General features: G+C 58.5%; 9 protein-coding genes. 1 reads left to right on the plus strand and 8 read right to left on the minus strand.

Annotated elements, in window-relative coordinates; translation table 11 throughout:
• On the plus strand, positions 1–722 hold a 722-nt coding region (locus tag ACTG4B_RS14730), incomplete at its 5' end, for an ATP-binding protein (RefSeq protein ID WP_439156459.1).
• On the opposite strand, the gene ACTG4B_RS14735 is transcribed toward ACTG4B_RS14730, so the two are convergent.
• The 8 genes from ACTG4B_RS14735 to ACTG4B_RS14770 all read right to left on the minus strand — a co-directional run.
• Complete coding sequence (locus ACTG4B_RS14735; protein WP_439156460.1) at positions 719–1,543, minus strand: 3-keto-5-aminohexanoate cleavage protein; 825 nt, start codon at positions 1,541–1,543, stop codon at positions 719–721. The genes ACTG4B_RS14730 and ACTG4B_RS14735 overlap by 4 nt on opposite strands.
• A 14-nt stretch (positions 1,544–1,557) precedes the next feature.
• Positions 1,558–2,883, minus strand: a complete 1,326-nt coding sequence (locus ACTG4B_RS14740) for an aspartate aminotransferase family protein (protein ID WP_439156461.1) — start codon at positions 2,881–2,883, stop codon at positions 1,558–1,560.
• Between the two features lie 10 nt (positions 2,884–2,893).
• On the minus strand, positions 2,894–3,865 hold the full coding sequence (locus ACTG4B_RS14745; RefSeq protein WP_439156462.1) for a C45 family autoproteolytic acyltransferase/hydolase: 972 nt from the start codon (positions 3,863–3,865) through the stop codon (positions 2,894–2,896).
• Between the two features lie 9 nt (positions 3,866–3,874).
• Positions 3,875–5,335 carry a biotin carboxylase gene (locus ACTG4B_RS14750; RefSeq protein WP_439156467.1) on the minus strand — a complete coding sequence of 487 codons (1,461 nt, stop codon included), beginning with the start codon at positions 5,333–5,335 and terminating at the stop codon, positions 3,875–3,877.
• 11 nt (positions 5,336–5,346) lie between these two features.
• Positions 5,347–8,085: an aminotransferase class I/II-fold pyridoxal phosphate-dependent enzyme gene (locus ACTG4B_RS14755; RefSeq protein ID WP_439156463.1), complete on the minus strand. Its 2,739-nt coding sequence runs from the start codon at positions 8,083–8,085 to the stop codon at positions 5,347–5,349.
• 162 nt (positions 8,086–8,247) lie between these two features.
• Complete coding sequence (locus ACTG4B_RS14760; protein WP_439156464.1) at positions 8,248–9,357, minus strand: carbon-nitrogen hydrolase family protein; 1,110 nt, start codon at positions 9,355–9,357, stop codon at positions 8,248–8,250.
• Between the two features lie 67 nt (positions 9,358–9,424).
• Positions 9,425–9,856 carry a universal stress protein gene (locus ACTG4B_RS14765; protein WP_439156465.1) on the minus strand — a complete coding sequence of 144 codons (432 nt, stop codon included), beginning with the start codon at positions 9,854–9,856 and terminating at the stop codon, positions 9,425–9,427.
• A 10-nt stretch (positions 9,857–9,866) separates the two neighbouring features.
• On the minus strand, positions 9,867–11,835 hold a 1,969-nt coding region (locus ACTG4B_RS14770; protein ID WP_439156466.1), incomplete at its 5' end, for a TRAP transporter permease.

Consider the following 11,835-nt stretch of genomic DNA (forward strand, 5'->3'; position numbering starts at 1 on the left):
GGCGCATCACGGAATTTACCCCGACAGGCGCGGTTGAAGTGCGCGCCGCCGGCATGGCGTTTCTTGATATGCGCAACCGGCTGGAACGTCAGACCCAAAGCCGCACGATGATGCTGTCAGGGATCAGCCATGATTTGCGCACGCCACTGACCCGGCTACGGTTGGGGCTGTCGATGCTGGACGGCGATGACGTCGCACCGTTGTTGGCCGATGTGGACGAGATGCAGCAGTTGGTGGACACCTTTCTTGATTTTGCGCGCAGCGATGCGGGCGACAGCCTTGAACCTGTGGTCCCGCAGGATCTGGTGCGTGCGGTGGTGGCCGATGCGGCCCGTACTGGCCAGCCCGTCACCTATGGCCAGATCGAAGGCGCGGAAGAGCCTGTGGCCTTGCGCCCGCTGGCCATTCGTCGCGCCTTGGACAATCTTGTGGGGAATGCGCTGCGCTATGCCCCCCGGGCAGAAATCGGGGTCAGCGTCACCGACCGCGCCGTCCGGTTCACCGTCGAGGATGATGGCCCCGGTATTCCCGTCCATCAGCGCGAGGATGCCGTAAACCCCTTTGTCAGGCTGGACCCGGCCCGCAACCAGGACAAGGGCAGCGGCGTGGGGCTTGGCCTGTCGATCGTGGCTGATATTGCACGCACACATGGTGGTGTGCTGCGGTTGGGCGACAGCGAAAGGCTGGGGGGGCTCAAGGCTGAACTGGTGCTGGCCCGTTAGGCCAGCCCAAGAATCTTGCGCGCCTGCGCGGGGGTCGCCACGGGCCGGCCGTATTTTTCACAGATCGCAACGGTCCGTTCCACCAATGCGGCGTTCGACGGGGCAAGCGTGTCCTTGTCCCAGCGCACATTGTCTTCTAGTCCGGTGCGGGTGTGGCCGCCTGCGGCAATCGCCCATTCGTTCAAGGTCACCTGATGCCGCCCGATCCCGGCCGCACACCACTGCGCATCGGGCGCCAGCCGGTTCACGGTCTTGATGTAGAAATCGAACACATCGCGGTCCACCGGCATCGCGTTCTTCACGCCCATGACGAACTGGATATAAAGCTGGCCGGGGATGCGCCCGTCCTTGTTCATCTCGGCAGCCTTGAAAATATGTGACAGATCAAAGGCTTCGATCTCGGGCTTCACGTTATATTTGCGCATTTCGCTGGCCAGCCAATCCACCAGATCCGGCGGATTCTCATAAACACGCGTCGGGAAATTGTTCGACCCGACCGACAGTGACGCCATATCGGGCCGCAAGGACAGCATTCCGCCCCGTGTTTCGCCTGCACCGGACCGACCACCGGTGGAAAACTGGATAATCATGCCGGGGCAATGCTTTTCCAGACCTTCCTTGAGGGCTGCGAATTTTTCAGGATCAGACGATGGCGTTTCATCGTCGTTGCGCACGTGGGCGTGGCAGATCGCGGCACCCGCCTCGAACGCGGCATGGGTCGACTCGATCTGCTCGCTGACGGTCGTCGGGACAGCGGGATTATCCTTTTTGCGCGGCACCGATCCGGTGATCGCGACGCAAATGATGCAGGGGTCAGCCATGGTCCGCTCCTTACTTAGTTTTGCAAAGCGGTTTCCACCGCACCGGAAAGTTTGTCAACAAGTTCGCCGATCTGGTCGTCGCTGATGATAAACGGTGGGGCAAGCAGAACGTGGTCGCCGCGCTGGCCGTCGATTGTGCCGCTCATCGGGTAGCAGATCAGCCCGGCCTCGAATGCCGCCGCTTTGATTTTCGCGGCGATTTTGCGGGCTGGCGGGAATGGCTCTTTGCTTTCACGGTCGGCCACCAGTTCGACGCCTTGAAACAGCCCGCGTCCGCGAATGTCGCCCACATGGGCGTGCTGGCCGAAACGGTCGCGCAATGCGGCCATCAGCTTGGCCCCCTGCGTCTGCACCTGTCCGATCAAGCCACGGTCCAACATTGAATTGACAACGGCGACACCGGCAGCGGCGGCAGTGGGGTGGCCCAGATAGGTGTGGCCGTGCTGGAAAAAGCCGCTGCCGTTCTCGATCGTTTCGTAAATCTGACGGCTGCACAGCATCGCACCAATCGGTTGATATCCGGCCCCCAACCCCTTTGCTATGCACAAAATATCCGGGGCAACCCCATCTTGTTCACAAGCGAACAGGGTTCCGGTGCGCCCCATGCCGCACATCACCTCATCGAGGATCAGCAGGATTCCGTATTTGTCACAGATTTCGCGGATGCGTTTGAAATAACCGGGTGCAGGCGGCACTGCACCGGCTGTTGCGCCCACCACAGGTTCGGCGGCAAAAGCCATGACCGTTTCCGGACCGACACGCAGGATTTCCTCTTCCAGCAGGTTGGCGGCGCGCAGCCCGTATTCCTCTGGTGTCTCGTCGTCACGCTTGAGCCGGTATTCATAGCAGGGGTCGATATGGCTCATCTCGATCAGCAAGGGGCCAAATTGCGCCCTGCGCCATGCATTGCCGCCAGCGGACAGGGCGCCCATGGTGTTGCCGTGATAGCTTTGTTTGCGCGCGATGATGCGCCCGCGGTCGGGCTCGCCTTTTTCCACGAAATACTGCCGGGCAAGCTTGAGGGCGGATTCCATCGCTTCGGACCCGCCGGACACCAGATAAACCCGATCCAGATCGCCCGGTGCATGACTGATCAATAGATCGGCCAGCGTTTCGGCCGGTTCGGATGTGAAAAATCCGGTATGCGCATATGCGAGGGTGTCAAGCTGCGCTTTGACTGCATCGATCACAGTTCTGTCGCCATGGCCGAGACATGACACAGCCGCACCGCCGGATGCATCAAGATAGCGTTTTCCGCTTGCATCAATCAGATAACACCCTTCACCACCGACAGCTACGGGTGGCAGGCTTTTGGTATGGCGGGGAAAGATATGAGACATGGCAGGCTCCTCATGGGGCTCCGGGAATGTGGATGTTGCGTTGACCTTCTTCGAAACTGTCGAACGACTGCGGCCATATGGTACCGGGCCATCGTACCTCCATCTGGCCTTTTCGGGGACGGTAGACGGCGGTGTAAAGCGTTCCGAACCCCGCATTGAAAGCGGTGGAATAAAGCGGTGGCTTCAGGAAGTGGCCAATGAACTTTTCCTCGGGGTCGCGGTGCAGTGTCAGCCGGTGCAGCAGGAACCGTTCGCGTTCGACCGTTGCGGTGATGCGCGCGTGGCTGATCCATTCGACATTTTCCTGATGGTTGGTGGCGACGGCTGCGTGGGTGATCACGGCAGGCCGGTCGGGGCCCATCATCGCAGTCAAATACTGGCGCTTCTTGTCAAGAACGGTGACATTATAGCTCATATGGGTGGGGATGCGCGCCAGCGCTGCGCCGGCTTCTTCGGCGGTCTTGCAGGTCTGCAGGACGTAGCGCAGGATCAGCGGCACACCAAAACCCTCGCCGGCTATGCGCCGCCCGCCAAAGGTCAGCGAAATCGAAAGGCCCGCGTCATTCATCCCATCTACCAGACCGAACAGACCGTCTGACGTGCCCATGACTTGTCGGCCTTGCCAGTTGGTTTTAAGGATCAGACTGTCAAAGGCGCTCGCGTTATAGTCGTAATTACGCACAAGAACGGGTTCTCGTCCCGGCCAGATCGCCTGACTGCAACCAGACAGGTATGCCGGTGGGTTATAAAAGCTCAGAAACCTTGCGGCAAGATCGCCACCCCCGACCAGTTCGCAAAGCTCGTCATAAAGCGCCAGTAATTCGGGCATATGATCAGCCAGTGCCTGCCGGCATTCCAAATAGGTCGGGCGGGCGGTTTCGCCGTCTTTGAGCCACCAGCGCTTATAGGCGGGCCAATATTCGGCAAAAAGCCCCGCCCATTTAGGGCCGGGCTGATCTTCGCTTAGCGCGCGCCAAAGCATCGCGTTTCCTTACATGATTTTGAACGCAGGGTCGGCCAGAACCGGATCAGCCTGGGCAACCGGAAGCGCCTTGCCTTCAACCGATTTCTTGATCCCGTGGATCCACTTTTTCGCGCGTTCATTCAACTGGAAACTTTTGGTCATGGACCTGCCGCGGGTCACAAGGATGCCAATGTCGGCCCCTTCATAGCGATAATCACCGGGGCCAAGGATGCGCAGGAAGAACGCTTCGTTTTCGCTTTCAACGGCGCGGCGGTGATAATCGAAACGGTCATAGACCACGCTGCCATCCTCGCGCATCCGGTAGATGCCGGTTTCAGGGGCGGCGGTGCAGATATCGACCGTGTCCTCGGTGTGTTTGATGACCATCTGCGACCAACTGTCGATCATGCTGGGGTTGGCCCAGCGGGCGTTCAATTCATCCACGTCCAGATCGAAATTCCGCTTTGAGAATTCCAGCAGATGAAACAGGAACAGTGGCGCATCAGCATGGGCGAATGCTGCGTGGTTGGTCATTGAAGACGCGCCGGTAATGCGCGGGTTCAATTCGCCCAGCCAAAGATCACCGGTTTTCTTGTCGATCAGGAAATCCAGCTCGAAATAACCCCGATACCCTTCCTTGCGCAGCTGTTCGCCGAATTTGAAGGTCAGATCACGTGCCTGTTGGCGGACCTTTGGCGGAAAGGCGGTGGACAGAATTTCGTTGCCGCACCAGCCGCCGCGATACGGGGTCAGATCCTTGAACCCCACCAGTTCGGTCATCAGCGGGCCGACGATCGTGCCTTCCTTGGTCGCACAGGCCTCGATTGCGGACCCCCGGCAATCGATCCGCTTCATGATCTTGATCTCGCCCTCGCCGATGATCTCGTGCTCGTGACGACGGAAATCGGCCTCGGATTTGATAAAGAATGTCGTGTGACCACTGTCACCAAAGGCGGATTGCAGCACCAGATCGTGGCCGATCCCGGCCTTTTCACAGGTTTTTTTCAGGTCTTCGTATGATTTCACTTCGGCCAGCACATTCGGCACCGATGGCACGCCGGCCTTGTTGCCGATGCGCACCGTTTCAATCTTGTTGTCCATCTTGGTGCGCAGTTTCGCCTTGGGAAACCAGACATCCCCGCCCAGCCCCTTGGCCAGCCGTTCAGTTTTTTCGTCGAACATCAGGAAGACGAATTTGGGTTTGCCGCCACGCCGTTTGATAAAGTCGATCACCTCTTTATGCTGCAAAAGGTAATTGTTGATATCCTCGATCGACTGGAATTCGGCATGTGGCTGTTCGGATGGGCAGAATACGTTCGGGTGCCGCCCATCGTAACAGTCGATGTAGCAGATATATTTGAAATTCTTGACCCATTCATCCAGCCCCAACAGGTTGAAGTTGGTCGCGGACACGAAATAGATCGGGTCTTCGTTGCGGTGAAAAAAGCGCCGGATTTCAGAGATGTTCTTGAGCACAGTTGCCATAATGAGGTCCTTTTCTATTCGGCTGCTTGTTTTGGCATCACGCGCGGCACACTTGCGAGCGCATCGGCCGTGAAGACCCGCAATCCCAGATCGGCGCGGTAGCCGTGGATTTCATTCACATCCAGGGCCCGCATGAACGCAAGGATTTCCTTGCTGATCACCTGACCAGGTACGAGAATTGGAAAACCGGGCGGGTAGGGGATAATGAAACTGGCCGAGACAACTTCCTGTCCAGCGTCAAGCGCGTCCTTGAGTGATCCGTCAAGTTCCAGATAATCGCAATTCGCCTCGTCGTAGGCAAGGTAGTAGGCGGTGCGAATATCGCCCTCGGATGTGAGTTCGTCGGGGCGAAATGCTTCATGAAAGCGGCTGAAATCCGGCAGGGGCGGGTAGTTTTCCGTCAGGTTCCTGACCCGCTTTTCGAACGCGAGCTTTTCCATGCGTGATGCGTCGTCCAACAGGTCGTCCAGCTCGTTCGCAATCTCGACCAGCACTTCGATCAGATAGGCGACGGATGACCGGGTGGTGCCGATGTTGGTCATGAACAGCACGGTGTTGCGCGATGTCTTGTTGATCTGGATGCCGTATTTATCCATCAACACTTCGGTCTTGAACGTGTCCCCATCCCAGCCCGTGCCGCCAACGGCCAGCGTAACCCGCGTGGGGTCCAGCACGAAATCGTCCTGTTCCCAACAATCCCACATGTCTGTCCAGCCCTGTTCGGTATCGTAATAGCTGGTCACGCCGCTTTGGCGGAAGTTATCGGGGATCATGTCGCCTGCGGTCAGCACCTTGAAATACTTGCGCAATTGCGGGTGGCTGGTGATCGCGCGGCGCATCGACATTGCTGCCTCGATCTGGCGCTGGACGAATTCGAACCCTTCCAGTTCGACCTGCCGGCGCCCCACATCCAAAGACGCGATAATCTGGTAGTTGGGCGACGTCGAGGTGTGGGTCATATAGGCTTCGTGGAAACTTTGTTCTACCTCGCCCTTGAAGTCCTGGTCGCTGACATGGATCATCGACCCTTGCCGCAGCGATGTCAGTGTCTTGTGGGTGGATTGCGTCGCATAAACCCGAACACGCGCCTTTGGTGGCGCGATCAGGCGGGTCTTAAGCCAGACATCATCGGGTGCATCCTTTAGCTTTTTCTGCTGTTTGTCGTAGGCGGCGGCCTGTTCCGAGCTCTTGAGCCGCTTGCGCAGGTTGTTGGCACAGCGCATCGCGGTGCGTTGCCGATAGGTCGGGCTGAAGCGTGCAAAGGCAAACCAGGCTTCGTCCCACAGGAAGACGAGGTCAGGCTTGATCGCCAGACATTCCTCCATGACGCGGTCCACGTTGTAAACCAGCCCGTCAAAGGTGCAGTTGGTCAGCAAAAGCATCCGCACCCGGTGCAGTTTTCCCGCCGCCTTCAGCTTTAGCAACTGGTGCTTGATCTCTTGCAGCGGCACCGCGCCATACATCGAATATTCATTCAGCGGATAGCTGTCGAGATACACAACCTCGGCCCCCGCCAGCACCATGCCATAGTGGTGCGACTTGTGGCAATCGCGATCGACCAGCACAATATCACCTGGCCGGACAAGGGCTTGCACGACGATCTTGTTGCAGGTCGATGTGCCGTTGGTCGCAAAGAATGTCTGTTTGGACCCGAATGCACGGCTGGCCAGTTCCTGTGCCTCCTTGATGGGGCCGTGCGGTTCCAGCAGGCTGTCCAGACCGCCCGATGTGGCGGATGTTTCCGCCAGAAAGATGTTCGGCCCGTAAAACGCGCCCATGTCCTGAATCCAGTGTGACCGCGTGATTGACTTGCCCCGGCTGATCGGCATGGCATGAAAGACACCGGTCGGTTGTTTCGAATACTCAACCAATGCGGTAAAAAACGGCGTTTTGTTTCGCGCGCCAACGCCCCGCAAAATATTGAGGTGCAGTTCAAGGAAATCTTCCTGATTGTAGAACACGCGCCGGCAGATCCCCAGATCCATCCCGGCAATATCCTCGACCGAACGTTCGGTCACCAGATAGGCGTCAAGTTCGGGCCGCACGCGCTGGATCAACCGGCAGAGTTCGGGCCCGTAATCCTCGGGGGACATGGCGTCCAGCGCATCTGGCGTGCCTGCGCGGTTCAGGTATTTGGTCAGGATTTCATTATCGAGCTTTGATTTCAGCACCAGTCCCGGACGCACCACGATGGCCTGAATGTTGTGATTGAACAGCACCGCGATCAGCGCGTCCTCCAGGCTGGGCACAACCACGGCCTCGTAGATGAACGGGTCTTCGGCGCGGCGCATTTCCAGGACGTTCATCTTCAGCCAGCGTTCCTGGTGTTCGCTGACGCTATCGACGATCAAGACCTCGAAATAGGGCTTGGTCAGCGCGCGCATTTCGGCCGACAGCAGGGCCTCGTCGTCGTGTTCTTCTGCCTCGGTGTTTTCACGTTCCAGCGGGATATGTCGCCGCCGGTAGGCACCGGTGGTCAGGGCCCGCGTGATCCGGTGGACGGAAAACGCCAGTTCTTCAAAGCTGTTGTGATTGAATGAGCGGCGCAACTGATCAAATGCAGCCATGCCGGGAAAGGCCCAATAGGGTTCGATCAAGGCGAGCGAGTCAAACAGATCCTCGGCCCGTGCGCGCAGCTTTGCGGGTATCTTGCTGGGGGCTTCGCGGCCAAGCGACGCGGTGACTTCGCGCAGCGCACTCCAGCGGTCGGACCGCAGTTGAATGGCCGAGTAATAGTCGCTGACAGAATCCATCGGTCTTTCTCCTTAAATCGGCTTCAGCACGATGGGCGGGTGCCGCCCCATCGGCGCCCCCCCATTGTGAATAGCCTATTTAGTTGCCTTACAGGCCTTGATACCGGCGCCGCATGGCGACACCTTATCAAGTCCGGGGTGATGCGCCGTTTCCTCAACTGATCATTCTTCCGATCCGGTAAAAACACCGGGTTTTACAGGTGGGTTGGGCAAAGCGGCCAAATCAACAGCCTCTTCCGTTGTTGTCGCGTCCGGCACTGGCGTTGCGGTCCCAGCGGTCGGGTTCGGCAAAGGTTCCGCGGCGAAGGACGGTGGCGATTTTTGGGCGTAGTTCGACCCAATGCCTGAACCCTTTGAAAACTCGGGATACGGCACGCGCAGTTCAGGCGGCTTGGTATCCAGACCTGCAGTGGTTCCTTTGTGAGGGGTCTCAAGCGGGCCAAGTGTCTTGAGATAGGCGTCGGTGCCGCTCGCGCGGTCATATACCGAAAAATCGGTGGACCGGTCGCGGAAAGATTTCAGCACCTGTCCCAGACCTTTCATGCCGGTTTCACGCTGGCGGCGCACCATGTCGAGATCGACCTCGATGGGGAACATGTCTTCTTGGCCGCCCGACTGGTGCAATACCATCGACGTCGGATCAACAACGCAAGATTTGCCAATACCACCTGCGCCCAAACCATTCACGTCAATGACATAACATTGAAACTGCACTGCCGTCGCGCGGGCAATGGCCAGCTCTGCGTCACGATCCGTCGTGCCGGTCAGAACCGGGTGCAACAAAACTTCGACCCCCTGCGAGGTGATCTGGCGCGTCGTTTCAGGGAACCACATATCGTAACATATGGACAGGCCAAAACGCCCCACTTCGGGGACGTCGAACACGCAGAAATCTGTCCCTGCCGCAACGCCAGCCTCGTAGGGGCGGAACGGGAACATTTTGGCATAGCGGCGGATGATCTCGCCCTGCGGATTGATCACGAATGAGGTGTTGTAGGTGCGCCCATCCAAAGGATCGGTGATAAACATTGAGCCGGGGATCAGCCAAACGCCGTGTTTCACCGCAGCGGCCTGAAACTGCTCCAGTGTATCGTTTTCCGGCGGCAAGGCGTACTGGTCCAGAGGTCCGAACGGCGCCAACTCGGAAAACAGCACCATCTGGGTCCAGGGAAAGCGTATCATCAAGACATCAAGGCGCTGAAGCATTCCTTCAACGTTTGATTCAAGGGCATGGACATGCATCTGTACGCCAGCAATGGCAAAGGGGGTCATTTTCTATTTCTCCGTGATGACGAAGGGGCACCATTGGGGTGCTGTCATGCTTCGTTTCATGCTTTTCTTATACCCTTACGACCAGAACGGAAACAGGCGATCTGCGGACAACACGGTCTGCATTGGACCCAACGAGGAATTCACGCACCCGGTCCGGTTTGTGCGACGCCATGACGACCAGATCGCATTTTGTCTCTTCGATGGCTTTCAGGACCTTGCGGTGTATCTTGCCAAAGGCCAGGTGCTGTTTGACCGTGATATCATCCGGAACATTTGCTTCGATCAGTTCATCCAATGCCTTGCTGGCCTTTGCGATGGCCCGCTGCTCGAAATCGACCGGGAAGAACCCTTCGACCAATGGTGTGCCCATGTCCGGGACAACCGAAATGACATGCAGCATGCCACCCGAGGTGCGCACCAATTCCACCGCCTGCGGCAGTGCCTTTTCCCAGGACGCCTGATCGTTCAGGTCGATGGTCAGCAATACAGTCTTGAACATGCGTCTCTCCTCAGGCTGTGTCGGGTTGGCGGGATGCACGCCCGGCACGGCCCCGTTGCAGGAACACCACCAGCGCCAAAAGCAGCAGCGCAGGGATGAACATCAGATATTTGCTCGGCTGGTTTATCGGGCGCAGCACACGCAGCACCTCTTGATCCCAGTCCAGTCCGGCATCCGCCGCGGCACTGCCATAGCTGACATCGTCGATGATCAGCGTATCACCATCCTGCCGGAACAAGAGCCCTGCGTTTTCAAGCCGTTCGTCGCCGCTGGCGCCCTCTGCGATCGACAGGATTGCAACAAATTCGATCGGATCACCCAGATCGTTCAGGCCCGCCACACGCAGGCGCAGATCTTCGCCCACGGGTGTTGCTGCGGCCGCGTCCGCAATCTCTGTCGGATCGACCTCGTTGTAGGGGGGATAGACCATGTCCATCCAGAAACCGGGCCGGAAAAGAGTAAATGCGATCAGCAGCAGGGCCGCGGTTTCGTAAAACCGGTTGCGGGCCAGAAACCAGCCCTGCGTTGCGGCAGCAAACAGCAGCATCGCGATCGTGGCAACGATGAACACGAATATCCCCTGTGCCCATGTCACATCAATCAACAGCAATTCGGTGTTGAAGATAAACAGGAACGGCAGGGCCGCCGTGCGCAAAGAGTAGAAGAAAGCCACGACCCCGGTCCTGATCGGATCACCGCCCGACACGGCGGCGGCGGCAAAACTGGCCAGCCCCACCGGCGGCGTCACATCGGCCATGATCCCGAAGTAGAAAACAAACAGGTGGACTGCGATCAGTGGCACGATCAGCCCGTTCTGCTGGCCCAGCGTCACGATGACAGGCGCCAGCAGCGCGGACACCACGATATAGTTTGCCGTCGTCGGCAGGCCCATCCCCAGGATCAGCGACAGGATCGCAGTCAGGAACAGAATGGCAAGAATATGCCCGCCCGACAGCACCTCGACCACATCGGCAAGCGCGGAACCGACGCCTGTCTGGCTGACGGCCCCCACGATGATACCGGCCGTCGCAGTGGCGATGCCGATGCCGATCATGTTGCGTGCGCCGGTTTCCAGCCCGTCGATCAGGTCTTTAAAGCCATTCACCACAGCGGTGGCAAGGGCGCTTTCGCCGCGCATCAGCGCGGTCAATGGCCGCTGTGTGACAAGAATGAACACCATATAGGCGGTCGCCCAGAATGCCGACAGGCCCGGTGACAGACGGTCCACCATCAACGCCCAGACCAGCACGACAACCGGCAGGATGAAATGCAGACCTGACCTGATCGTGGGGCCGGGCAGGGGCAGCGTCGTTACTGGGGCATTGGGATCATCCAGTTCCAGCGGTTCCTCTTTCGACGCGATGTAGAGAAGGCCCACATAAACCAGCGTCAGAAAGCCAAAGACGATGTAGGCTGCCGTGTTGGGAAAGGCGGGGCGGATCCAGCCCATGCCATAATAAACGACAAAGGAAATTACGCAGATCGCGGCAATGGCAAAGGCCATGCCGATCAGCCGCTGCACGATGGGCTTGGGCGTGTAAGCGCGGGGCAGGCCCTGCATTCCGGCCTTCAGCGCCTCAAGATGGACGATATAGACCAGCGCGATATAGGAAATGACCGCCGGCAGGAATGCGTGCTTGACCACATCGAAATAGGGGATGCCCACATATTCGACCATCAGAAACGCCGCGGCACCCATGACAGGTGGCATGATCTGCCCGTTCACGGATGATGCGACCTCAACCGCGCCCGCCTTTTCAGAACTGAAACCGACCTTTTTCATCAGCGGGATCGTAAAGGTGCCGGTGGTCACGACGTTGGCGATGGATGACCCCGAAATCAGCCCGGTCATGGCCGATGACACGACCGCGGCCTTTGCCGGCCCGCCCTTGAGGTGCCCCATCAGGCTGAACGCGACCTGGATGAAATAATTGCCCGCACCCGCGCGGTCCAGTAGGGAGCCGAACAGCACGAACAGG

Source organism: Yoonia sp. (assembly GCF_965660735.1).
Classification (GTDB): Bacteria; Pseudomonadota; Alphaproteobacteria; order Rhodobacterales; family Rhodobacteraceae; genus Yoonia.